This is a genomic window from Novosphingobium sp. CECT 9465 (genome assembly GCF_920987055.1).
Lineage (GTDB): Bacteria > Pseudomonadota > Alphaproteobacteria > Sphingomonadales > Sphingomonadaceae > Novosphingobium.
Window position 1 is genome coordinate 3,574,764 of sequence record NZ_CAKLBX010000001.1, and the last position, 23,718, is coordinate 3,598,481.

Annotated in this window: 24 protein-coding genes and 2 pseudogenes; 7 read left to right on the top strand and 19 right to left on the bottom strand. The window is 63.5% G+C overall.

What is annotated here, in order from left to right:
* Positions 1-22: 22 nt before the first annotated feature.
* Positions 23-1,990, bottom strand: coding sequence for a cytochrome c/FTR1 family iron permease (locus LUA85_RS17405; RefSeq protein ID WP_004212871.1), 1,968 nt, complete (start codon positions 1,988-1,990; stop codon positions 23-25).
* Positions 1,990-2,618 (bottom strand): annotated as a pseudogene (locus tag LUA85_RS17410) (cation transporter). The gene LUA85_RS17405 and the pseudogene LUA85_RS17410 overlap by 1 nt, the downstream one beginning before the upstream one ends.
* Positions 2,619-2,708: 90 nt before the next feature.
* Between LUA85_RS17410 and LUA85_RS17415 the strand changes: the two are divergent.
* The gene (locus tag LUA85_RS17415; protein WP_231471924.1) at positions 2,709-3,131 is read left to right on the top strand and encodes a helix-turn-helix domain-containing protein; all 423 of its coding nucleotides are present in this window, start codon (positions 2,709-2,711) and stop codon (positions 3,129-3,131) included.
* An 829-nt stretch (positions 3,132-3,960) separates the two neighbouring features.
* Here the strand turns inward: LUA85_RS17415 and LUA85_RS17420 are convergent.
* Complete coding sequence (locus LUA85_RS17420) at positions 3,961-4,167, bottom strand: hypothetical protein (RefSeq protein ID WP_231471588.1); 207 nt, start codon at positions 4,165-4,167, stop codon at positions 3,961-3,963.
* A gap of 461 nt (positions 4,168-4,628) precedes the next feature.
* Positions 4,629-5,216, bottom strand: a pseudogene (locus tag LUA85_RS17425) (recombinase family protein).
* Positions 5,217-5,693: 477 nt separating this feature from the next.
* On the opposite strand from LUA85_RS17425, the gene LUA85_RS17430 reads away from it, so the two are divergent.
* Positions 5,694-5,951 (top strand): hypothetical protein, encoded by a 258-nt coding sequence (locus tag LUA85_RS17430; RefSeq protein ID WP_231471589.1) that lies wholly within the window; start codon positions 5,694-5,696, stop codon positions 5,949-5,951.
* A gap of 137 nt (positions 5,952-6,088) precedes the next feature.
* Here LUA85_RS17430 and LUA85_RS17435 read toward each other — a convergent pair whose 3' ends face one another.
* Positions 6,089-6,346, bottom strand: coding sequence for a hypothetical protein (locus LUA85_RS17435; protein ID WP_231471590.1), 258 nt, complete (start codon positions 6,344-6,346; stop codon positions 6,089-6,091).
* A 152-nt stretch (positions 6,347-6,498) separates the two neighbouring features.
* On the opposite strand from LUA85_RS17435, the gene LUA85_RS17440 reads away from it, so the two are divergent.
* Genes LUA85_RS17440 through LUA85_RS17450 form a run of 3 tightly spaced genes read left to right on the top strand, consistent with a single transcriptional unit; the run spans position 6,499 to position 7,522 of the window.
* Positions 6,499-6,795, top strand: a complete 297-nt coding sequence (locus LUA85_RS17440; protein WP_231471925.1) for a Mu transposase C-terminal domain-containing protein — start codon at positions 6,499-6,501, stop codon at positions 6,793-6,795.
* Positions 6,729-7,115, top strand: coding sequence for a hypothetical protein (locus LUA85_RS17445; protein ID WP_231471591.1), 387 nt, complete (start codon positions 6,729-6,731; stop codon positions 7,113-7,115). Before LUA85_RS17440 ends, LUA85_RS17445 begins: the two co-directional genes overlap by 67 nt.
* Positions 7,076-7,522 carry an ATP-binding protein gene (locus LUA85_RS17450; protein ID WP_231471592.1) on the top strand — a complete coding sequence of 149 codons (447 nt, stop codon included), beginning with the start codon at positions 7,076-7,078 and terminating at the stop codon, positions 7,520-7,522. The genes LUA85_RS17445 and LUA85_RS17450 overlap by 40 nt, the downstream gene beginning before the upstream one ends.
* A gap of 393 nt (positions 7,523-7,915) precedes the next feature.
* Here the strand turns inward: LUA85_RS17450 and LUA85_RS17455 are convergent, their stop codons facing one another.
* The 8 genes from LUA85_RS17455 to LUA85_RS17490 form a co-directional block, all read right to left on the bottom strand.
* Complete coding sequence (locus LUA85_RS17455; protein WP_231471593.1) at positions 7,916-9,061, bottom strand: site-specific integrase; 1,146 nt, start codon at positions 9,059-9,061, stop codon at positions 7,916-7,918.
* Positions 9,062-9,581: 520 nt separating this feature from the next.
* Positions 9,582-9,806, bottom strand: coding sequence for a hypothetical protein (locus LUA85_RS17460; protein ID WP_231471594.1), 225 nt, complete (start codon positions 9,804-9,806; stop codon positions 9,582-9,584).
* The gene (locus LUA85_RS17465) at positions 9,803-9,952 is read right to left on the bottom strand and encodes a hypothetical protein (protein ID WP_231471595.1); all 150 of its coding nucleotides are present in this window, start codon (positions 9,950-9,952) and stop codon (positions 9,803-9,805) included. Before LUA85_RS17465 ends, LUA85_RS17460 begins: the two co-directional genes overlap by 4 nt.
* Positions 9,953-10,104: 152 nt before the next feature.
* Positions 10,105-10,254 (bottom strand): hypothetical protein, encoded by a 150-nt coding sequence (locus LUA85_RS17470; protein ID WP_231471596.1) that lies wholly within the window; start codon positions 10,252-10,254, stop codon positions 10,105-10,107.
* Positions 10,255-13,176, bottom strand: coding sequence for a class I SAM-dependent DNA methyltransferase (locus tag LUA85_RS17475; protein ID WP_231471597.1), 2,922 nt, complete (start codon positions 13,174-13,176; stop codon positions 10,255-10,257).
* A 49-nt stretch (positions 13,177-13,225) separates the two neighbouring features.
* Entirely contained in the window at positions 13,226-13,438 is a 213-nt protein-coding gene (locus LUA85_RS17480) for a hypothetical protein (RefSeq protein WP_231471598.1), read from the bottom strand.
* Positions 13,439-13,677: 239 nt separating this feature from the next.
* Complete coding sequence (locus tag LUA85_RS17485; RefSeq protein WP_231471599.1) at positions 13,678-13,992, bottom strand: hypothetical protein; 315 nt, start codon at positions 13,990-13,992, stop codon at positions 13,678-13,680.
* 220 nt (positions 13,993-14,212) lie between these two features.
* Positions 14,213-14,671: a hypothetical protein gene (locus tag LUA85_RS17490; protein ID WP_231471600.1), complete on the bottom strand. Its 459-nt coding sequence runs from the start codon at positions 14,669-14,671 to the stop codon at positions 14,213-14,215.
* A 265-nt stretch (positions 14,672-14,936) separates the two neighbouring features.
* Here LUA85_RS17490 and LUA85_RS17495 point away from each other — a divergent pair, with 265 nt between their 5' ends.
* Positions 14,937-16,193 (top strand): NYN domain-containing protein, encoded by a 1,257-nt coding sequence (locus LUA85_RS17495; protein WP_231471601.1) that lies wholly within the window; start codon positions 14,937-14,939, stop codon positions 16,191-16,193.
* Between the two features lie 261 nt (positions 16,194-16,454).
* Here LUA85_RS17495 and LUA85_RS17500 read toward each other — a convergent pair whose 3' ends face one another.
* From LUA85_RS17500 to LUA85_RS17510, 3 genes are all read right to left on the bottom strand, one after another.
* The gene (locus tag LUA85_RS17500) at positions 16,455-17,444 is read right to left on the bottom strand and encodes a tyrosine-type recombinase/integrase (protein ID WP_231471926.1); all 990 of its coding nucleotides are present in this window, start codon (positions 17,442-17,444) and stop codon (positions 16,455-16,457) included.
* Between the two features lie 91 nt (positions 17,445-17,535).
* Entirely contained in the window at positions 17,536-18,753 is a 1,218-nt protein-coding gene (locus LUA85_RS17505) for a tyrosine-type recombinase/integrase (protein ID WP_231471602.1), read from the bottom strand.
* 59 nt (positions 18,754-18,812) lie between these two features.
* Positions 18,813-19,955, bottom strand: a complete 1,143-nt coding sequence (locus tag LUA85_RS17510; RefSeq protein WP_231471603.1) for a tyrosine-type recombinase/integrase — start codon at positions 19,953-19,955, stop codon at positions 18,813-18,815.
* Between the two features lie 217 nt (positions 19,956-20,172).
* Between LUA85_RS17510 and LUA85_RS17515 the strand changes: the two genes are divergently transcribed.
* A complete protein-coding gene (locus tag LUA85_RS17515; RefSeq protein WP_231471604.1) occupies positions 20,173-21,141 on the top strand; it encodes a hypothetical protein in 969 nt (322 codons plus the stop codon).
* On the opposite strand, the gene LUA85_RS17520 is transcribed toward LUA85_RS17515, so the two are convergent.
* From LUA85_RS17520 to LUA85_RS17530, 3 genes are read right to left on the bottom strand one after another with little or no spacing between them, the layout of a single operon-like run.
* Positions 21,092-22,135, bottom strand: a complete 1,044-nt coding sequence (locus LUA85_RS17520; protein ID WP_231471605.1) for a TniQ family protein — start codon at positions 22,133-22,135, stop codon at positions 21,092-21,094. The genes LUA85_RS17515 and LUA85_RS17520 overlap by 50 nt on opposite strands.
* On the bottom strand, positions 22,135-22,959 hold the full coding sequence (locus LUA85_RS17525; protein ID WP_231471606.1) for a TniB family NTP-binding protein: 825 nt from the start codon (positions 22,957-22,959) through the stop codon (positions 22,135-22,137). The genes LUA85_RS17520 and LUA85_RS17525 overlap by 1 nt, the downstream gene beginning before the upstream one ends.
* Positions 22,947-23,687 (bottom strand): Mu transposase C-terminal domain-containing protein, encoded by a 741-nt coding sequence (locus tag LUA85_RS17530; RefSeq protein ID WP_231471607.1) that lies wholly within the window; start codon positions 23,685-23,687, stop codon positions 22,947-22,949. The genes LUA85_RS17525 and LUA85_RS17530 overlap by 13 nt, the downstream gene beginning before the upstream one ends.
* Positions 23,688-23,718: the final 31 nt, after the last annotated feature.

Sequence of the window (23,718 nt, forward strand, 5' to 3'; positions counted from 1 at the left end):
GAAGGGTTTTCATGTCATTGCACTAATTCGAACCAAGGGTCACTGAGCCGGAACCCGAGCGGGATCGGTCGCGCCCGTTCCAGGCGAACCCGACCGCAATGGCGACCGCCATCAGGAGTTGCGCCAGCACCGATTGCCAAGTGGGAAACACGCCGAGCATCGACAGCCGTGGCACGTCCGCGAGCGGTGCGATGTTGATAAGGCCGGCTTCCTGGAGCGCGGCGACGCCTTTACCCGCCAGCACGACGGTCAGGACCGCCATGAGCCAGGAGCTATAGCGGAAGAACTGCGCGATCGGCAGCTTGCGACTGTAGCGAAGCATGGCCCAAGCGATCAGGCTGAGCAGTCCAATCGCCGACCCGGCCCCCGCGAGAAGCATCCCGTTGTCACCTTGCGCCGAAAGCGCGGCATAGAACAGGATCGTCTCGAAGACCTCGCGATAAACTACGACGAACGCCAGCCCGAACAGGAACCAGCCCGACCCGCCCGAGAGCGCCCGCGACATCTTCTCGCGAATATAGCGCTGCCACTGATCGGCCTGCGCCTTGCCGTGCATCCAAATCCCGACCGAGAGCAGCACGACCGCGGCGAACAGCGAGCCAAACCCTTCCGTCAGCTCCCGGCTCGCACCGCTGATCCCGATCGCATAGGTGGCGACCGCCCAGGTGATCCCGCCCGCGATGATCGCGCTGACCCAGCCGCCATGCACGTACCGCAGCGCCTCGCCGCGCTCGGCTTTACGCAGGAACGCGATCATGGCGACAACGATGAGCAGGGCTTCGAGCCCTTCACGCAGCAGGATCGTGAACGCGCCCAGGAACGTGGACGCTTCGGTGGCGGCATCAGGCGCGAGCGCCGCTTCCGCATCGTCGAAAAGGCCGCCCAGTACTGCGACCTTCTCCGCGAGATCATCGGGCGACGCGCCCCGGTCGATCGAGGCGCGGAACTCCCCCATCGCGCCCTCGATTCGACCCATCAGCGTCGCGTCGCGCGCGGTGAGTGTTGGCTCGATCGGCTCGAACCCATCGAGATAGGCCGACAGCGCCAGCTCTTTCGCCATGCGCGCATCGCCGCGCCGCGCAGCCGCCACGCTTTCGGCGAGTTTGGCGCGGGCGACCGCGAGCGAGCCGGGAGCCTGTTGTATCACCTGTTCGGGATGACGACGCAGGAACGCGAGCACTGGGTCAGCCTTGGCGTCGCCGATCGCCGCGCCGAGCGCGGCCGGGGTGAGCGCGACCAGGGTTTTCAGGTCCGGAATGCGCCGGCGAAGGGTCGGGTCGGATTTCCAAAGCCGCTCGCCTTCGCGCGCCTGCGCATCCGTGAAGGCGAAGCTCCCGGCTCGGAATGCTAACGCCCAGCGCTGATCGTTGGGCAGATCGGCGAAGCTCTGCATCGCGGTCCCGTCGATGCCTTGCGTCACCACCTGATAGAGCGCGAACACGCTGCGCTGGCGCGCGCGCTCGGCATCGGTGAAAGCAATCGGGGGCGTAGCGAGCTTGGCGGCGTCAGGGCCACGGCCGTTGCCCGTCATCCCGTGGCAGGACGCGCAGGATTGTCGGAACAGGGCATCGCTGGAGACGAGGTTCGGAGCCTTATCGGGCGCGAGCGGCACCGGGTAGGCGCGCAACAGATCGGCCGCGAGCCCGTGCGCCAATGTTGCCACCTGTTCAGTCGGTCCCTTTTCCGCGATCACCGCCTGGAGGTTGGCAGCCCGCTGGATGAGGGCTTGACGCTCCGGCTTCGCCGGCAGGCCCTGAAGCCGTGTCGAGACCGACGCGGCGAACTCCGTCATCTCGGCATATTCCGACGTGCTCTTGATCCGACCGTTGGCGACCGCGCCGCCATAATCGACGGCCATATAGTCGAGCAGCCGCCATGCGGTTTGCACGTCGCCGGGTTCGGCGATTGCCGCAGCAGGGATCAGCAGCGCCGCGAGCGCGGAGAGCAGCCGCAACGAGAGCATTGCCCGGATCAACGCGAGCAGACGCACTACCGCTCTCCCAATTCGCGCCGAGCGCCAGTGACGATTTCATAAGCGGAGTGGAGGAACAGGAGGGCGATGAGGCCGGCGACGGCGAGGTCCGGCCAGGCGCTTCCTGTCCACGCCACCAGACCGGCCGCGGCGATCACCGCCACGTTGGCGAGCGCGTCGTTGCGGCTGAACAGCCAGATCGCGCGAACATTGGCGTCCCCTTCCGGAAAACGCGCAAGCACCAAGGGCGGACACGACATTGATCGCGAGCGCGACAACGCCGATTGTGCCCATCAGTTCGGCATCGGGCGCGGTTGCGTTCAGGGACGCGCCAAATCGCGAAACCGATTACGCCCACGCCAAGCGCACCGAGAAACAACCCCTGCGTCAGCGCGACCTTTGCCCTCGCCCGTGCGGACCAGGCAAGCGCGAGAAGACCGATAAGGCTGATCGACCCGTCGCCCGAGAAAATCGAGGGAATCCGCTTCAGCGCTTGGCTATCGGCGATGAACCCGCCGAACAGCTCGGCGACTCCGAAGCCGAGGTTGAGCACCACGACGGTCAGCAGCGCACGGCGATAGGCCGGATCGGTTTGCGCGCGCGCGGGCTCCCCGTGGCACCCGCAGCTTTCGGTAGAAGCATTCATGCGGCCTTCCTTACCACCTCCAGTCGCTGTAGAAGCAAGCGAAATGTGCGACACGTTCGCATAAGCAAGGATGGCATGATGAAGCCGGTGATGATTGGGCAGCTCGCCAGCGAGACCTCGACGAAGGTGACGACGATCCGCTTTTATGAGTCGATCGGGTTGCTCCGATCCGCCCCTCGCACGGCGTCGGGTCGCAGAACCTACGATGCCAGTGACATTGAGCGTTTGCACTTCATCCGCAACGGTCGCCGGCTTGGCTTCTCCGTCGACGAGATCCGTTCGTTGATGGGGCTGGCGCAGAACCCGGACCAGGATTGTGGTGCCGCCTCAGCTATCGCTGCTCAGCACCTCAAGGATGTGGAGGAGAGACTGGCGCAACTCGCGGTGTTGCGGGATGAGTTGGCAATGCTCAGCCAGAGCTGCACCAAGGCGCGCATGGCCGATTGTCGGATCATGAAAGGCGAGCGGCAAAGGCCACCCATCAAGCCGATCAATAATAATCGGCCAGCCTGAGCTCGCGCACATCACCCGAGGCCAATCGTCAGCTTACGAGGGTGCCAGCAGGCCGGGAGCGCACTTGCCAGAGCTCCCCACGGCGTATAGTTCGCCATCGATCGAATGGCCGTTCACCGCCACTATCCGGTCGCCGACCGCCCAGCCAGACCTTTTCCGCGGGACTGTTCGCCGCCACATGAACAAACGGTGAGCGCCGTTGGTGAGGCTGCGAGGCCAAGGCCGCTACGGTCCTTCAGCATCGGCAGGCGACGACGAGGACGCGTGGCCGGAGCCACAACGAATCCGGCGGTCACGTCGAACACCAAGTCGAATTGAGGCGATACGCGGTAGGGCCGACATTGCCAACCGCTGTCATGTTGGAGAGCCAAGCTCTCATCCCCGAGTGTGGGGACGTTTCGCAGACGCCAAGCCCTTCGATGTTGATGTTCCTGTGATCGTGAAAGCCATCGTTGACTACGCACAAGCCAGTCGAGCCGCCGAATCGCCGCGGTCGAGAAACGAGCTTCCCGATTCAACGCCCTTGATCGCGTGCATAGGCCGACGAGGAGCATCATCGCGGCCAGCAGCTGCCAAGATTCCGATCAAATCAAGGCACGGGAGGCAAACCCGAAGACGGAACAGCTCGAATGAACACTCCTGCTTTTGGCACAAGTGCTCCGAAGCGCGACAGCGCGCCCAGTCGGCAGGCGAGAAACGTGCCTACTTGACGACCGCCATACCCTTTTCGCGAAATCGACAGCGCGGGGGGGGGGTGCACTACCCTTGAACATATCGGCCCCGAGGCGGATATCGATCGGTCCGTCCGAAAAGGCCGCCGACACTGAACTCAGATCACCAACGACGGCAAAGGGTAAGCGACGGGTTTCGCGGGCGAGCTGTACGTCGATGTCGCGGACCAGCAGCACCGGGCCTTGGCGCTCAGGCCCCAGCCGCTAATCATTCGCCGCTCACCATCGTTCAAGCCGAGCTTCGCCGCGAGCGCCGTGCTCATGATCGACGCGGCCGCTGCCCACTGGTCGAGCACCGCCCGCACCGGCACTCCGCGCACTTGTGCCGAAACAAGGAGGGTATCACCCGTGCCGACTTCCAGCGGCTCCCATTCGAGGTGAGCCGCACCGAAGTTCCACGAGCCCGCAGACCGGGAAGTCTGTCGCGCGGCGTTGGAGAACCGAGCACCAAGCCGGTTCCACAGGCCACCAGCCGCGCCACTAATGAGCGTCGAGACATACCGATTGCTTCAACACGGGCCGTCAAAAAGCCACCTCCAGCCCCCCGTCCGCAGGAGAGCAAATGCGGTTACATGCTCCAGCCCTGGAGGAGCAAGTGCTTTTGGTGCGCCCGAAAATCCTCAGAAGCGCTTGGAGAACTTTAGATGAAGGATGGTGCAGACCGCTTAGATGCCTTCCCGATAACGAACGGTTCCGGGGGACGCTGGGCCGATCGGGACCGCGAACGGTGTAAACGCTCGCGCTAAGTGGCGGCATTCTGATCGCGCTATTTGTCGGCGAGCGTCGCTACGCGGCTAACCGGCTTGGTCTCGGCCGATCGCACATAGGCGTAGAGTTTTGGCTTGGAGATGCCGAGCATCGAGCAAATCTTGGCGATCGGCATCGTGTTCTCGTGGTAGAGCCTGACGGGCAGGTCGCGCTTGTCCTTGCCGAGTGCGGCCGGCCGGCCACCCTTCTTGCCGCGGCGCGGGCTGCGGTGAGACCGGCCTGGGTCCGCTCGCGGATCAGTTGCGCTCGAACTCCGCCAATGCCCCGAACAGGTGGAAGGTAAGCTTGCCCGACGTGGTGGTCGTGTCGATCGCCTCGTGCAGGCTCAGCCCGACCTTTTCCTCGTCGAGGTAGGTCATCCATCCGATCAGATCACGGAGCGAGCGGCCGAGCCTGTCGAGGCGCCAGACCACCAGTGTGTCGCCGGCGCGAAGCAGCTCCTTCACCTTTTCCAATCCAGGGCGAGCGGCAGTCGCCCCGGAGGCCTTGTCGTGATGACCTTCTCGCAGCCGGCAGCCTTCAGCGCATCACGCTGGAGGTCCAGGTTCTGCTCGGCGGTCGATACGCGGGCGTAACCGATTTTCATGCGTAGGGCCGGTGGCGCCCGATCGGGCGCGGTTTGGGAAGAAAGTCGTCATCGGCAGGTCTATGTTGCCCTAGTTTTCTTTACCGGGTAGATTTACGTCGAACAGGCCGGTTTGGCAACGCGAGCGGACTCGCATGGCGATGGGCAGGCAAATCTCCGTTTTCCTTACCTGCGACACGGACCGTCGGCGGTGACGCATCCGGCGCTTGTCCCGCCGCTGGCGATCGAGCGCTACCGCGTCCTTGAACCGCACCTCGCCGATGGCATCCCGCTCGCGGACCTCGCCCGCACCGGCACGCTGAGCGAGCGGACGTTGCCTGCGCTGGCTCGGGCGCTACCGTGCCGAAGGACTTGCGGTCTCGCGCGTCTGCCGCGCAACGATCGGGGCAGGCTGCACCTGCCGGAACATCTGGTCGAACTGACCCGCACTCTCGCCACCAAGCGCCCGCGACCCCCGGTCGCCGCCATTCACCGAAAGTGCAGGAACTCGCCATCGCGCATGGACACCGAACCCCCAGCTATGCGGCCGTCGCGCGTGTCGTCAGGGCGATACCGGCAAGCCAGATCGCCGCAGCCTCCGATCCGGCCGTCTACCGCGACCAGCACGAGCTAGTGCATCGGCGCGAAGCCGCGACCTCGAACGAGATGTGGCAGGCCGATCATACCGTTCTCGACATTCTCGTGCTCGATGATGCCGGAAACCCCGGTGCGTCCTTGGCTGACCGTCATCGTTGACGATCACAGCCGAGCCATCGCCGGTTACTCCTCAGCCTCGATGCCCCCAGTGCCCTCAACACGGCGCTCGCCTTGCGGCAGGCGATCTGGCGCAAGCCCAATCCCGAATGGATCGTCAGCGGCATTCCCGAACAGCTTTACGTCGACAACGGCTCGGATTTCATCTCCGAGCATATCGAGCAGGCGTGCATCGCCTCAAAATCCGCCTCATCCATTCGCTGCCGGGGCGTCCTCGCGGGCGCGGCAAGATCGAGCGGCTGTTCCGCACCATCAACGACATGTTCCTGCCCGACCTGCCCGGCCACCTGATCGCGGGCAAGCCGCTGTCGGCGCCAGTGCTCACGCTCGACGAGCTGCGCGCCCGCTTCGAGGCGTTCGTGTGCGGCGTCTATCATCGTCCCCGCATGGCAGCACCGGCGAACCGCCGATCACGCGCTGGCAGAAGGGCGGGTTCCTGCCCGCAATGCCCGACAGCCTTGAACAGCTCGACATGCTGTTCGTGCACGTGCCCAAGCCCCGTAAAGTGCTGCGCGACGGCATCCGTCTGATGGGCAGGCGCTATGTCGAACCCACGCTCGCGGCCTTCGTCGGCGAGCAGGTCGAGGCGGTCTATGACCCCCGACCTGACCGAGATCCACGTCTACCACCAGGGCCGGTTCGTCTGCCGTGCGCTCAGCTCCGAGCACGCTGGGCACCCGTCGTTGCGCGCGATCCAGCGCGCCCGGCGCGGCGCGAAGGAGCGCGACAAGCAGGTGCCTGCCCCCACGGAGACCTTCGATGGCGACCAAGAGGATACGGCTTCCCGGCCCACCACCTACCGAGGGCTCCGGCTCTACGCCGCTGACGATTGAGTTCCTGGTCGAGCAGCCGTTCCTGGCGACCCGCGAACATGCCCGGTTCGTCGAGTTTGCCGAAGCCTGCGCGCACTACCGCTATATCGGCGTGTGTCATGGCGGCCGGGCGTCGAAAGACGCGATCGGCGCGGAGTTTTCCAGCTTCCCCGACCTGGGGGAATATGCCGCGCTCCGTCCCATTGCCGCGCTCCTTGGCGAAAAGGTCGCTCGCTGCCGCGCCGTCTTCTACACCGTGTCGGTCAGCAACACGCCCAAGACGATCGACGCGGTGTGGGCCTCAACCTCATTAAGCTGGGCTATGCCCGGCTGACGGTCGCGGGCGGCTCGCAGGACGAAATCACCCATGACGCCGCCCGCATCGCCTGCCCCCTCGTCATCGTCGACGAGGCCGACCGCCTGACCATAAAGTCGCTCGAACATCTCCGCGACATGGCCGATCGCCACGGCTTCGGCTGTCCTGATGGGTATGCCGGGCTTGGAGAAGCGCCTCGCCCGCTCTATGCCCAGCTCTACTCGCGGATCGGCTTCGTCCACGAGTTCAAACCCGCTTACCGAGACCGAAATGCGGCTGCTGCTCGCGACCCACGCCGGCGATTTCGGGATCAGCTCGACCCGGCCCAACTCGACGCGATCGAAGCGCAGGCAGCCGTGATCCGCATCACGCGCGCAACTTCCGGCTCATGGAGCGCCTGTTCGCGCAGATGCGGCGGATCATGACCCTCAACCGCGTCGAGGAGGTCACCGCTGACATCGTTCAGGCCGCGCGCGATTGCCTCGTCATCGGACCCGGCAACTGACAAATAGCGCGATCAGAACGCCGCCATTTAGCGCGAGCGTTTACACAGGATAAGATCCATACCGTTTCCGGAACCACTTTCTTGTTTCCTCTTCGAAATTGGACTGTGCTGATGAGTTTGAGCGATGGTGGCTTCGCTCATACACTACGCGCTACCAGGCCCCTGCCCGTTTCTTAGGCTTAACGTTGTAGCTCAAGACCCCGGGGGCTCAGCCTCCCTTCTCCGGTTCTTGCCGCTGCGCAAATCCCTCGATCTACCTGCCGCCGTCGTGTGGTCGCACGCATCATCCAAAGACCTATTTAGGCCGTCATGACTAGCCAATCTTCGCCATAAGGCGCCCCGCCGCCCCCTGCTCTGCCGCGAGATTGCGATTATAAGCGAGCGGCATCCGCGGCGACTTCCACCGCAGCGCGTCCATGATGCCGGCCAAATCCTCCCCGCTGGCGAACAGGTCCTGATTGAGCCCGATCCGCGTCGAGTGCGCACTGATCCCCTTCAGCAACCGCGCCAGATCGTCCGCCGTCAAATCGGGCAGCGCGCCACGGTCGAACGCGCGGCCGATGATCGACCGAAAGATTGGTCCGATCGAGCCCGGGTGCAGCGCCACGGTGCCGATGTCATATTCGACGCGCGCCTTCACCGCCGGCTTGGACAGCGTCTTGCGCAGATCCCACGTCTCCCGGCCCGAGATGCTGTCGATCGGCCGACCGCGCACGGCTGCCCGCGCCTTGTAGCGCCGCACCTGCACCCGCCGGAACAGCGGCCCTGTCGTGATCCCCGCCGCTTCGGTCCACGCCGCGATCGCCGCGACGGTGCGCGGGCTGAGGTAGGCGGTCGCCCCCTCCCCGTCTTGATCGCCCTTATGACGCAGAATCTGCAGCAGCCGCGCTTCGGGATCGATCGCCTCCTCAATATGCTCAATGGCGACCGCCACCAGTTCGGAGGCGCGCAGCCCGGTGTCATAAGCGGCCGATAGCAGCGCCCGATCACGCAGCCCCGGCAGATCCTCGCCACAACTCTCGAGCAGCGCGCGGATGTTGAGCCCCCGCGCCTTGTCGCGCTCGACGTCGCGCACCGGGCCCTTGAACCGCAGCGGCCGCGCCTGCTTCTGCGCAGCCCCCTTCTCGCGGCGCACCGTCTGGAGCCGCAGCTTCACCAGCGGCGCCGGCGTCGGATCCTTGAGCTCGAGCAGCTGGTGGATCTTGGCGATCGACGCCTTGTAGCGGGATAGCGAGGCCGGCCGGCTCCCCTTCCCGGCCCGCGCGTCGAGATAATCGGCCACGGTCTCGGCCGTCGCCGGCAGCGCGATCCGGTTGGTGCGCCGACACCACGCGTCGAACGCTTCGACGTCGGATTTGAGCGCGCGGATGCTGTGGGGCGACGAGGCGCCCTGATAGGCGGCGATCAGCGCCTCGTTGACGTGATGCGCTCGCCGGCGCGCATCTGCACGATCGTCCAAGCAATGTGGCCGAAGCCCCGACGACCGGCAGGGTCGCCTCAGGCGCCGCCACAACGGTTTTCTGCCCTTCCTGGCGGTTTCGATAGCCATGACACGCCTAGCTGCTCGGCGGCGCTTGTACCGCACGTTATAAGGGGTGTCAAATCTGCTTATGTGGATAACTGTATTATCGCAATAAAGCGTTTTCTCGATCTAGCACCATGGAGTGCCGTCAGCAGTCGACCAATCATTGTCCATTCAAAGCCGGTTTCCCGACTTCCCAAATGCGGACATGTTTTCCCGCTTGCTTCCGGGTCGCCCAATGTCAGAAAAGTCGACGTTTGGGACTGTCCGGATTTACTCGCCAAGATGGAGGAAGCGGTCTTTGATCTTGGCCTGATCCGCTCATGCCAGTGCTACGTCCCAGCAAGGGAATGAGCGATCATTCGCGAAGGCGTTTGCCGAACCCGATCTTCGAGGACTTTCGGTTCCCTGGCCGAGGCCACGTCACGACTTCGCCGGCCCGGTCGGGAATCGCGTTCTACATCTCGATCCAGAGATGATCGATCTGGATCGGAGACAGGCCGGCGAGTCGTTGATGATGGGATCGCAGGAACGCCAGGCGCTGCGCTGCATCGTGGCCTAGCAGCGCCAACTTATCCGTGACCGACCAGTTTTCCACTGTGTCGCCTACGATCGCATCAACCCAGCTATCGAGCTGCTGTTTCCAATGCGGGATGTCGTTGACCTGGACATAGCCGATCATCGCGGCACGGCGATGGCTGCCACCGTGGTGCCCAGCCTTAAAGCGCTGAATCCCACCGTCGAACTGAACCGGCTGATCAGGTACTCGCGTTCGTCGCGATCCGCCGCTGCGGGCGTGGGCAGGCGCTTGCATTCGATCGGGAGCAAGGTGCGATACTCGGTGTATTCGCGCCCTTCGATCCAGATTGATGGCTCCGCTCGGGGCGAACGGCAAGGTCGATCGCGCGGGCGGCCATCAGCTTCATCAGGCTCCTGCGCTTGACTGGATGAAATCCCAGCCTGGCGCGTGGCGAGAGAGACTATTCAGACCGCGAGCAGAGCTGCGCCGTCAGCTTGGTCTCGCCGGTCGCCGCTTCGCGCGCCGGATCATCGCGCCAGCCCGCCAGCGCACCGCCGATGAAACCGACCAGCGCCGACAGCCATTCTCCGGGCTGGATGGATACCGACACTCAGCGCTCCCGCCGGTCTACCGCGTTCGCCTTCGTCCGCCAGCACCTCAGAAGCCCTGCGCTCTGAGGTCGGCGAGCACGTCGTCGGCGTCCCGAAGCGCGATGGCGGGCGTCCAAAAACGATGGCGATCGGGCTTCAACAAGAACACGAAAGCCGTCGTCGTAACAAGCGGTAATCCGCGTGATCGTCAGGCTGGTGCCCCGGCGCTCTTGGAGCAGCGCATCGAGCTTCTGGCGCAGTCCATCCGCGCCGGTCCAATCCACCTCGCCATCACCGAAGACATAGGCCTTGCAGATCGCCCCAGGCCAGCGCTGACCCGGCAGCGCCTTCAGGGCGGTACGCGGATAAACCGCATTGATCTGCCGGGCGAAAACGTCGTCGAATTCGGCAAGGGCTTCGCCCGGCGCGGGCCGCATGACGGCGGCGCCGGTGCCGAGGCGGATGAATTCGCGCTGGTGTTCGACCACATCCGCCGCAACGATCCGCTCGTTCTCGCTGAGGTCGAGGTCATGATCCTCGGGATAGGGCACGGCCAGAACGTCGGCGCTCAGAATGGCGGTGGCGCGCTGCGTGAAGAGCCGAGCGCTGATCCCCGCCACGTAGGCACGCAGAACCGTCGCTTCTCGGAAGAGCCAATCGTTGATCGCGCTCAGCGCACCGAGTTGCTCCGCCGGGGCCGCCAAGCCGACGATCTCGTGCTTGTAGGCGAGGTAGTGGCCGTTCCACACGCCATGGTGCAGATCCTCGTGCTCCTTGATGAGCAGCAAAGGCGGCGTGAAACGCCGCGCGGTCTTGGTGTCCTTGATCGGCTTGTCGGGCACGACGTCGAGAAAGCGCGTATCGAGCCCATCACGCGACAGGTTGCTGGTCGGAAGCAGCGGCTTGCCGACGAGGTGCTCCGCTGGGCGCGAGATGCCCTTCCGGCCGGCGATATAGCCTTCGCCGAAATCCCACTGATGCTTCTGCGCGAAATCCCGCAGAGTCGGATAATCGCGCAAGCGCTGGATCAGGTCGTGGACGCGGCTTCCGCCGAGCAGGTTCGCCCGCCAGATGTCGCGAGACTTCTCCGCGATCGCGTTGCCGAACCAGTGCAGGTCATAATAGTCGATGTCGAAGCCCTGCTCGGCCGTCGCCCGGCCGTTGCGGCGAAACACGGCATGAAGGAGGCGGCTGTCGGCGGTCGGCTGCACCGCCTCGGCAATGACCACGACGACCTTCGGGTCGGCCTCGCCCTTCTTGAAGAGGCCCCGAACCGAGACGAAGTCCAGAACCTCACGGACCGACCAGCGGCTGAAGAAGGACTGACGGAACGTGAGAGCGTGCTGGTTGTAGAGAAAGCCCGCGGGCTCGACCATCGCGAGCACGCCGCCCGGCGAAAGCAGCTCCATCGCCTCGCTGAGAAAGAGATAGGCGAGCTGGTTGTCGGCGAGCGCCCCATGCGCCTTGGTATAGGCGGCATAGCTTCGCCTCGCGCCGTCCGTCGTGAGAGCGGATTCGAACGGCGGATTGCCTACGACGACCGCGACCGGCGCCTGGACCAGGCCGCGCTCTTTGGCCTCGAAGAAGCAGCTCCAGTGGAGCGTGTTGTCGGCGAGCCGCGGAAACAGCTTGACGCTGGAGCGGATCTCTTCGGGCTGGAGAGCGTCGCACAGGCTCAGGCACAGGCTGAACGCGGCCAGTTCGACCGCCCCCTCTTCGAGATCGACACCATGCACGCGCTGGAGCAGCGGACGCAGATCGTCGACATCCGGACGCGCCCAGCCGTTGCGCCAGCGCCAGTGCAGCACCAGCCGCTTGTATGCCTCGACCAGGAAGACGCCCGATCCGCAGGCCGGATCGAGGATGACCCCGTCCCCGGCCATGAGCCGGTCGATACGGTCCCAGCTCAGCGTCTCTTCCAGCATTAGCCGAACCAACGCCGGCGGCGTGTAGATCGAGCTGGCCGCGTCTTTCACGAAGAGCTGGTAGATGTTGCTGATAAGCTCCACCGGCAGGTCGCGGAAGGAGTAGAGGCGCCAGAGGCTGAACTGCCCCGTCGAATCCTCGAAGCCCTCGACCAACCGCGCGTAGCTGGCGAGTTCGGTGCTGTCGGCCAGCGCTGCGCGCTCTGCATCCTTCAGGCGGAACACATGTCCGTTGAACCGCTCTTCGAGCGCTTCGAGCAATGTTATCAACGCCGGACCATTGCCCAGAACCTCGAAAAAGTGGGTGGCGCCAGGCAAGGCGCGAGCGAAGTCGTCCGGCAGAAGGACCGACCGTTCCTCGAGATAGGCGATGAGCAGTGAGAGGATCAGTAATCGCCGCTGCAGCCCGCCATCGAGCAACCTACGCTCGCCCATCTGCCTAGCGAGCTCGCGGACTTCTTCGACCAGTTTACGATGGGCCGATTTCTGAGCCGAAAGCATCAGGCGGCAGGCATCGGGGTCGTCCCAGATGGCGCCATTGCGGATGCGAGCGGCATCCCACCATACGTCCTGCACCGCGATCTCCGCGCCGATCGCCAGCGTGCGGATCGGCCGGCAGATTGGCGTGTCGTCGGGACCGACGAAATCGGGCGCATGCGCGCAGCGGAAGAGCTGAATCTGCCCCGGACCGGCGCGGTAGACGATCGGGACGCCGCTCCAGCTCCACAGCCGCTTGTGCAGCTCAGCGAAAGCCCGATCGTCGGCATGCGCGGCAGCATCGAAAACGAAGGCCTGCGCGACCGATGCGCGACCATGCCGGCCAGCTTCGAAAAATACCGCGCGCGCGCCGTAGCTCGCGGCCTTCTCGATGAAGGCGACTTCCTCGGGGGGCCGCCCCGCCGGAACATAGCCATCGACAGCGACCAGGCCATCGACGGCGGGCAGATCGCCCCCGCGCCCGATCGCGAAAAGCCATTCAGCGCCTTCGAATGCAGCGCCGGGTGTGTGGAGCGTCACATCCGCCTCCTCGGACCGAGGGCGGATGGAAGGGCGAACGGCACCACGATCATTTCTGCCGCTTCTTCTTCGAGAGCGCGAAGCCCTCCTTCAGCAGATCGGTCATCGTGATCCCTTGGGAGACCGCGAAGCCCTTGAACTCTTTCTTGAAGTCGGGACTCACCTTGAAATTGAGCGACTTGTTCTCGCCGTCGCCCCCATGATCCTCGTCGGCCGGATGGGTTCGACTGCTGGCCAAGATACGCCCTCCCACTGCGGCCATGTTCCCTCTCGGCTGCTTCGGTTTGGGCAGAAATACAGATTTCCGCCTTTCTGGCAATCCGGAAAGACGGAATTCCTGAAATCTGGAAAGACAGAAATAAAGAAATCTGGATCGACTCCTCGACTCACGCTGGCTCAGGCGGATTGATGGAAACGGCTAAAAACCGTTGTCATAACGAGAACACAATAGGAACATTTGGTCAACCTGCGGCTTTGTGGCGCCGAATAGAAAACCGACCCCTATTCGTCCAGACTGGCTCCGGTCGACCAACGCTCGTCGCTCGGTTTCAGGAAATACCCTTCCTCGCAACAGGCCGGCGCCAGGGCGTGGAGCGGCGCCTGTTCGTCAAGCCATTCGCCGATCGCGAACGGATCAATCAGGAGAGGCATGTCCCTGCTCGCGCGGCCGACGATCGCGTTCGCGGCGGTGCGAATGCCAGCGCAGTACATGCCGTCAGGCCCATCAGCGATACGGGCGTTGATCCGTGAGGCGATTTGGCGGCTGCTTACGACCAGTTTAAGGCGCTCGCTGTTGCCGGTTGGAAGGACAGGCACTGCCAAGAGCGGTCGCCCGCTGATGGCATGCCTGTCCGGTGACGAACGATGGAAAAAAGGGCGCGATCCAGAATATGGGCAACCGGGCGGTCGCTTTTTTTGATTTGGGTATGCCTATAAAGGAACAAGCCCTTCCAAAACGGCTTCCCAAAAAAATCCGGCAAACTTGACGCGCCACTAGGGATCGTCCGTGAGCGAGGCAGCCAAATAGACACTTGCTTCAAATTTTGCTTCGAGCGTTACGAATTTTGTACTCGATGTCGGAAATTTTCCGACTGATGTCGCTGCACCGGCTTTCGCCCTCTGCAATCCATGAACGTAGTTTGACGATACGCTGCTCAGCGCTCGCAACCCGGTTGCGGTAGTCTAGCAATTTTGCAGCGGCCTCGGCTCTGCGCTCCTCACGGGAATGTGTGGTCGCAATCTTCTCTTGCCGCTGTGCCCATTCCTGTGACGGCGGACTCAGCTGCCTTTCCAGAAAACCTTCCGCTTTTGCCAGTCTTTCCTTATTGGAGTGTATGCTGTCCGATATTCTGGATTGCGTGGATTCCAAACGAGAAATTGAGTCCTCCCACCGGCTGATATGCCCATTCAGGCGGTCTACCATCTCGTGATAATTATTGCTCCGCTGCATGTGATCGAACAGCAAAAACAGCCCAACTGCTTTGCCCAAATTCATACGTGAACTCCAAAAGTGTGCAGCCGTGAGGCTAAGTCGTGCCTGTGCTGCTGGATAGTGCAAATGCTAGAGAGAAGGCGACGAGTCAGTCGGGTCCTTGCAGCTGTGGCGGTAGTGTCCCGCTTGCAAGGCCGCTCAATAAGCGTATGCTACGGGGGCTTCGAACCAACTGCAAATTCATAGCCTTTGCTACGAATTATCTTGTCGGTCGCGGCAGGGAATCTCGCGGATTGGCCGCGCGATACCTTTTAAATGGAGATTTTACATGGTTGCGAAAAGCGCGATTCTCGTCGATTTCGACAACGTTTTCATCACCCTTTGGGATCTCGATCGCGACGCTGCATTACGGTTCGCTTCCGAGCCCGCCGACTGGCTTCAGGTCCTCGCTAACACGCACCTGTCGGGCGATTCCCGGCGCTGGCTGGTGGCGCGCTGCTACCTCAATCCAGCCGGTTACTTGCGCGCGGTAGGCGAGACCAACGACCGCCTGTACTTCTCCCGTTTTCGCCCGGGACTCGTACGTGCGGGGTTCGAAGTTATCGACTGCCCCGTAGTGGCGCGGGGGGGCAAGAACGCGGCCGACATTCGCATTGTCATCGACGCGCTCGATCTTCTCGGCCACGGTACTCGTTTCGACGAGTTTGTGCTCGCCTCCGGGGACTCCGACTTTACCCCGTTGCTCCAGCGCCTGCGTGCCGAGGACCGCCGGATTACGATCATATCGCCGGGATACCTCTCATCCGCTTACACTGCTCTGGCAGATAGCATTGTCGGGTACGACGCTATTCGTGCCCTCGTCGCGGCAGACACGGAGGAATCCACCGAGGAGGACCCGCCCGCCCGCTCTGAAGTTGCTGCAGAGGGCGACAAGAATGCCGAGGCCTCCGAGACTGCATTCGCCGATTTTGTGCGAAAGAGGTATGAGGGGGCCAGCGCCCCGCTCAACCTTGCTGCCCTCGCGCTGGAGGCGGCCCGGGCGCTTCCCGGTGCCAAGCGTTCTCGCTGGTACGAGCACGGTAGCTTTTTAGCGGCCGTCGCCGCCCTAGGGCTACCGCATGTCCGCTTCTCGCAACACCACCTGTGGGATGAGGACAGGCACCAGCCTCCGGCCGGCGCCACGGCCGGTGAAGCCGCTCAGCAACCGAAGCCCGTCGAACTCCTCTCAAACGCCCTTGATCTGCCGCGAGTTAAGCAAGAGCATTGGCCGAGGCTATTCGACGCCCTGTCGACCTTCGCCGCGTCCAACGAGTTCAACCTAACGGAAGCGACGCGCTGGTGCCGCGATGCGCTTGCCCGCGATGGTGTGTCCGTCCCTCGCGCCACGATCGGATACGTGGCGCGAGGCTGTCAGTTCGGAGGGGCCCGTCTAGACGCGGAGGTTCCACCGAGTGCGCAGGAGATCGCAAGGGCGTTCCTGGACGCAGTGATCGAGCGAGCGGGAGCTGTCGGCGTGGCGCTTGATACAAGAGCAGAACAAGAGATCGCCAGTTGGCTCGGGTTGACACTTCCGCCAGCAGGGTAAGGCGAACAGTGACCATTGGAATACTGTCGTCGCTCCTCCGAGCCATCTCGGCGGAGCCAGTCAAGATCCACTATAGCCAAGAAGGCTCGGGGAAATGATTCTCCGACGCGGTAGGATGGACCCTATGGGCGAGAGCCAGCCTGCACACGGCCAGTCCCGTTTATAGGTACGAGAGTGAACATGGAATAATGGACGGCTGCTCTTGCTAAGAGCGGCCGTTCATCGCGCGCAGTCGGAACGGCAGGAATGTCCCAAACTCAGTCATTCCAGCTTGCGAGACAGGCGACCAACCGCTCCTGCTTCGGCCGCTAAATTACGATTATAGGCGAGCGGCATGCGGGGACTTTTCCAGCGCAGCGCGTCCATGATCCCGGCCAAATCTTCGCCCGCGACGAACAGGTCCTGATTAAGACCCACCCGCGTCGAATGAGCGCTTATTCCCTTCAGCAGTCGGGCCAGATCGTCAGCGGTAAGGTCGCCCAATGCGCCGCGATCGAACGCACGCTGAATGATTGCCCGCCAGATCGGGCCGATCGATCCCGGATGGAGCGCCGCGGCGCCGATGTCATACTCGACCCGCGCCTTCACAGCGGGCTTGGACAGCGTCTTGCGCAGATCCCAAGTCTCACGGCCCGATATGCTGTCGATCGAACGACCCTTCACAGCCGCCCGCGCTTTGTAGCGCCGTACCTGCACCCGCCGGAACAACGGCCCCGCGTCGATCCCAGCGGCCTCTCTCCACGCCGCGACAGCCCGCACAGAGCGGGGCGACAAATAGGCTGTGGCTCCCTCGCCCTCCTGATCGCCTTTGCTTCGCGCGATGGCGAGGAGGCGCGCTTCGGGATCAAGCGCCTCGAGAATGTCATTGATGCTGATTGCGACGAGCTCCGATGCACGGAGCCCCGTGTCATAGGCCACCGACAACAGGGCTCGGTCCCGCAGGCCTGGCAGATCGCCCGCGCACGCCTCCAGCAAAGCTCGCACATTCAGTCCGCGAGGACTGTCGCGCTCCACGTCTCGCACTGGCCCCTTGAAGCGCAAGGGACGCGCCTGAGCCTGCGCGGTGCCCTTCTCGCGCCGGATCGCGCGTAGCCGCAGCTTCACGAGATCAGCCTGGGTGGGATCCTTGAGATCAAGCAGCTGATGGATCTTGGCGATCGACGCCTTGTAGCGGCCAAGCGAGGCGGGCTTGGCCCCCTGCCCTGCCCGCGCGTCGAGATAGTCGGCGACGATCTCGGGCGTGGCCGGCAGTTGTCGGCTGCCAAAGTTTCGATCATTCCTGACGCCAAGTTCAGGCCCGCTCTGCCATAATTGATGGCAACGGATTGGCTGCTTGAGGCCATTATCTCCTCACCTCGCGCAGCATTCGCGCGGTTGCGTTGGATGCCGGAGCCAGCTTGCGGCCATATCGCAGCGCGGTGGACGTCGACGTCCACCGCAGCGCCTGCGCGATCGGTCCGGCGTCTTCGCCGGTGGCGAACAAATCCTGGGTCAACCCGACCCTGAGCGAATGCGTACTGAGCGCCGCGATCGCCGTGTCGAGGTCCTTGCCGACGAGATTGACGAGGTACTCGTCTGCTGCCCGCTGTGCGACCCTCTTGATGATCAATCGCACCGCTGCCGGCGTCAGCGGTTCCTCGCCGATGACATAGGTTGTTGTTGCCAGCACGGGTTTCGTGTCCGGAGACACTGTCGCGCCGGCAGGCAGCCGCCACTGGAACCCCGGCGGGGCCGGGAGTGCTTCGGTTGGCGCAGCGGCACGCGCTTTGGTGCGAACCACACCGATACGCCGAAACAGCGCCCCCTCAGAAATTCCGCTTGCTTCACGCCAGGCTGCAAGTCGCCGCATGGTGTCGGGCGAGAGCCAAGCGTAAGCCCCCTTCCCTTCCTGATCGGTTTTGGAATTCGGCACAGTGAGCACCGCCGAGCCATCGGGTTCGACCGCAATGTGATCGCAGGCCACCCGCACCAACTCTGCCACGCGCAACCCGGTGTCGTAAGCCAGCGAAAGCAGCGCCGCATCGCGCAGACCCGGCAGCGTCTCCGGACAGGCCTGCAATAGCGCACTCAAGGTGAACCCTTTGGCGGGAACGAGGCCGATCCCCTCACCAAACCGCAGCGGCCCCGCCTGGCGCTGCGTCACATCGACCCGGCGACGGAACCCGCGCAGCGCATCCCGCACGATCGGTCCCCGCGTGGGGCTTGGCGCACTGAGCAGCCCGTGCACCACGGCAAGGCTGGCCAGGCGTCGGCCCACCGTCGCCGGTTTGAGCTGCCGCCTTTCGCAATCCTCCAGATAGGCAACGATCCGCGCCTCGCTGGCGGGCAGAGCAATGCCGCCCGTGCGGGCGCAGAAGCCAGCATAGCAGGAGAGGTCATTGGCTAGCGCCTTGACGCTCATCGGGGCGCGCGCTTCGAGGCTCTTGCGGAAGGCGAGATGGTCGATCGCTGCGTCTTTGCCGACGAGCCCCGCGAGCAGGTCGGTAAGCTGGTGAACTCGGTCGGTAGCGCGTCCGTCACGCCTTCGCGGCAGTGTGTGACGCACCATAATTGACGTCATGCCGGGTCCAAGCGGAGCCTTTAGCGCTTCAACAATAGTGACATTGGCCTGCTTCTGCCTCAGCCGCTCCCTCGCAACTTGCCCAGCACCCGTGCGGCCGCATTATTGCCTACGGCAAGCTCGCGGGCATATCGCAGCGCGGTGGTCGGCGAGGACCAGCGCAGCGCCAGCGCGATCCCTGCGCCGTCCTCGCCCGCTGCGAACAGGTCCTGTGTTAACCCGACCCGGAACGAGTGCGCGCTCAGCCCACGCACGGTGTCACCTTCCATCCCGGGCTCGACTTCGACGAGACCGCAATCGACCGCCTCCAGCACCCGGCGACGCAGGATCGCAACCACCCCCTGACGCGTGAGCGGCCTGGCCCCGATGTAGTGCCGCACAATTCGCTGCCCGGAGGCGTCTGGCGGACCGCTCAGAACATTGATGCGCCGAAACACCGGACCCTCGCCGATGCCGCTTGCGAGCAACCAGGTCGATAGGCGCGCCATGGTGTCGCCCGACAGCCAGGCCAGAGCCCCCTCCCCCAACTGGTCAGTCTTGGAATGCGCGATGTCGAGCCGTCCGCTGCCATCGCCGACTTGGCGCAGATCGGAAACCGTGGTGCCGACCAGTTCGGAGACTCTTAAGCCCGCGTCATAGGCGAGACTGATCAGCGCTGCGTCACGCAGACCGATGATGTCGCTGCCGCACGAGGCCAGCAGTGCGTTGACGGTTACCCCCTCGGGCGGTGCCTGACCCTCCTGCATCGCCTCGCCGAGCCGTAGCGGCGCAGCCTGCTTTTGCCGTTCACGCTTTTTGCGGCGGATGGCTTTCAGCGTATCGCGCACCATTCCAGCCTGGGTGGGCAGCGGCTCTGTGTCGCCAAAACCCAGGATGCGGTGAATGCGCGCGATCGAGGCGATCCGGCGGGCAAGGGTGGCGGGCTTGGCACCCGCGCGCGTGTCCGATCCTTTAGACAACCAGTGCAAGTAGTGGACCAGCGTTTCCGGTTCGGCGGGAACAGCCGTGGCGACAGGCCGTCGCGCCTTGCACCACCCTAGAAAGCATTTGAGATCGGCCGTGATGGCCGCCTTGGTCGCCGGCGCCATCGCCGCGACTGCGGCCTCAAGCGCCAGCGGACTGGCGGCGCGGGTATCGATCAGCATCCCGTGGCCGCCGAGCACCAGTTCCACCGATGACGGGAACGGACGATCGGTTGTCATGCGGAAGGATCGTTTTGGGTGGATTTCATGGGCACTTTATGGGCCAAAATCGGCACTCTGGGCAATGCTGATTTTACCATAATATTAGATTATGGAAATACCGCCGATTTACGATGCTATGGATAGGATACCAAAGCGTAGGTTTAGTAAACTCTGTGTTGACGACGATTCCCTGTCCCGTTAGCCAGTTCGCAGCCTCCAGAGCGAAAGCCTTGAATTGAGCAGCACGATCGACGCCGGCCCTATCGCCTTCCGTATCGGCCAGATCGATGCTCTGGCCAAATGCCTGCTGGCCTCCGACACCTGCTATTCCGCAGAAATGCGCGCCGCACTCGCCCTCCACTGGCTCAGCCGTGCCTGGGAGCAATACCGCCAGGACCGGGCGATTACCCTCGGGGCCTCGCTGATCGGCGCCGAATGCATGGGCGAGCGTAACGCCTTCCTCGCCCTCTTCGAGCACGCCCTGCCAACCCCCGAAAAGGTGATCGCCGAGGCCATCCGGACAGTGCGCAAGATCGCAATCCTGCCGATGGCCAGCGAAGCCCGAGAGACCGAAACCATCGTCGCTGCCAGCCTTCCCGAACTCAGTGCCGTACTCGACGCGCTGGGTCACGCCAAGCTGCCCGGCGATCCACTCGAGCGGCTGCTTTCCCTCGTCGAGCGCTTCCGCTATTCGCGCGGGAACGAGCCCGATGCCCTGACGGCAACCGCCCGAACCCCGTGCTGGGCAATCAACCTGGCGGCGAGCGCGCGCGGGCATGCCTTTCGGCTGAGCGAGACCCCCCTCCCCTTCCCCGGCCTTGTCCAGCGCCGACTGTTCAGGGCCGACCGCGACCCCAGCCAGCGCCGCGCCCAAGCCCGCGAGAGTCTGCACGATGCACTCTATGCTACTGCCTGCGATATCGCCCGTTTCCCGCGCGGCGCCGATGTTTTTGCGCGCGAGTTTCCGAGCCAGCGTTCGAACTCGCGCCTCTATCATGCCTGGATGCTGCTGTTCGGCCTTGGCACCCTCACCCCCGCCCAACTTGCCCGCGCGCTTGGCGCGACCAAGGCCGGTGCTGCCAAACTCCTGCGCCAGCTGGAGGCAACACGCATGGCCTACGCTCAAGGCCCGTTCACGACCTTTGTCTGCGCCATTACGCCAACCCTGGCACTGCCAGATTGGCGGCATCAAGCAAGCTTCTAGACGGCCAGGCTGCCGTCGGCGGGAGAGGAAGACCCTCGTAGCGCGCGAATTCCGCCGCCAGCTCCCTTTCTTTCTCCTGGCGTTGGCGCACAGTGCCGTATGTGGCGATCAGCGCAAAGATGTCGCAGGTCCATTTGGATCTGGGCTTGGGGAGCTTGCAGGTCCGCAGACGCAATGCACCTCGAACCGGCGTTTCAATTCTACCTTCAGTCAGCGGCCTCTCGGCCAGTCTGGTTGCGATCATACGCTCAAAGCGGTGCGCGGCTTTCGTACGTGGGCTGTGCGCCAGCGCCAGCATGCCGATCCGTTCGCGCGCAAAATGGTACTGATTGGCTACGAACTGCTCCTGATAACGCTGGTATGGCGGCGCAAGCCCCACCCAATCGCTAGGGCGCATCAGGCAGTCGATCACTGTCTTGTTTCGCGCAAGCGCGGCAGAAGTCGGTTTGATTTTCCATTGAATTCTGCGAGATCGCATCACGGCATGCGCCAAGAACGCCTGCAATTGCCGCCCCGTGTCCTCCAATGGAAGGCTCCGCATGTCGGTGAGCGGCAACCCGTGCAGGCTGCATAGCCAGGTCGCCCGAAAAATCCATTCGCGGCGCACGATTATAGGCCCGCCAGCCAGATGCGCCTCGTAACAGCATAGCGCACAGACGTAATGGCGGTGCGCAGAGGGCAGGAGCGCCTCCGCCTCACACGCGAGAAAGGTCGCATTGATCTGCTCGGGATCGATTTCGACCGCCCATGCAAGCCGTTCCACCATCGCATCGCAGGCCGCATGCAGCGCCGGATCGAGACCGCCCTTCCCTCGCGCCAGGTCCAAGCGCGAAAGACCCGGCGCGATCTCCAGATGGCGGAACAATTGTGCCCGGCTCACCCGGTGGGCGGCGGTCAAGCGGCTCAACCACGAATCAAACGCTTCATCTCTGCGTGGCTTGATCGGGAACGCCAGCGTCTCAGGCTCAAGATTGGGCGACCACTTGGCGGCCATCAAGCTGAAGCCGGGAGCATCGCTGCTGCTGCGCGCAAATCTGCAAATTCAACACGCTGACGACCGTCGCGAGAGGCAATCTTATGGCCCCAATGCAAAAGCCGTTTGAAATTCCCTGTCACGCCATGGCTGGTGCGCCAGATGAATTCGGCCATCTCGGGCTCAGCGAAGCGTTCCGGCTCGATGATGCGCAATCCCCGCGCCAGCGCAAGGATCAGGCGCTGGGATGGCTCTCCAGGCGGCCAGAGCGGCAATCGCAGGACGATCGAGCGATAGGCCAGCTCGACGTCCTCGGCAAAGATGTCTGCGGCGATTTCGAGACCGGCGACAACCATAGACACATTGCCTTCGCTCATCAGAAACCGGAATGCATCGAGGGTGTCACGCCTCGCCCTGCCGCCCGCGGTGAGAATGGCGTGAACATTGTCGACCGCCACTAACCGCGTCCGCTGTCTGCCGAGCAATTCAACGACTTTCAGGTCGGCAATCCGGTGGATACTGGTGGTGATCGGCCAACCCTGCTTCCACAACAAGGTCAGGTTGATCTTGAGCGACGTCGGACTAGCTGGGATCACGGTCCTGAGGACGGGAGCATACCGGGCATCCCGCCACCCTTCAGGCTCTGGAAAGTCGCATTCGATACGCCGCTGGGCTTCGCGCAGGATCGATGTCTTCCCCATACCGGATTGACCCACGAGAATGACGCAGGGCGGCCGTTCATCAGGCTCGTCATGTGCGATATCAACCAGCGTTTCCACGGCAAAACGCGCTTCGTCGAAGTCGATCCAGAAAGCGGAACTGTGCGGCTGACCTAATCCCTCCATTTGAGCCACCCTTCATCGTGTAAGTCGGCCACCGATACCCAACTGGGTACATTGGAAACCTCCTGATTTGCCGGCTGAGCGGCGTGGGATACACCTTCCCTTTCCAGCCTTTTTCGCGCGTCTCGCAAGCCCCGCGTCCGGGATTTCGCGTTGAGAACTTCCTGCCTGTTGGCATGCACAAGCCGCGCAATTTCAGCCTGACCCCCAGCATGCTGGTAAACCACGCCGGAATGGCGCCGTGCAGCGACCGCAACATCCCATTCAGGCCTGGTCACGTTCGGATAATTGCCCACCGCAGCAGCAGCGACAAGAACTCCATCGATGACAGGATAGACCTCCTGGATAGTCCTGTCGTCGTAATGGATCATGACCTTGAGACCCAGGCGCGGCGCCAAACTTTCGTGCCAATAGCGAATATGATCAATCTTCACGCCGCCCGATTGAACGGTCCGCTCGACCCACGGCAGAAATCGGCGGGTTAGCTGCTCGATATCGACACCTGGCGGCGCCAGCGGCCCGTGGCTCTCGACACCCGTGGACCACATTTGCGCAGGTGCGACGCGACCCAGTCCTTCGTGAGGTGTATGATGATAGCGGCAAATCTCCCGGACCAACCACCGCTCGAATTCCTCAAGCGTCATCGCCGCGTCCGCTTCCGCATCATGGCCGTCTCGCGCCGTAACATTACCTCCGGTCGCCCCCGGAAGAAGCCGCATTCTACGCGTCATGGTGCCGATCAGACGCTCGATATGCGTGCCA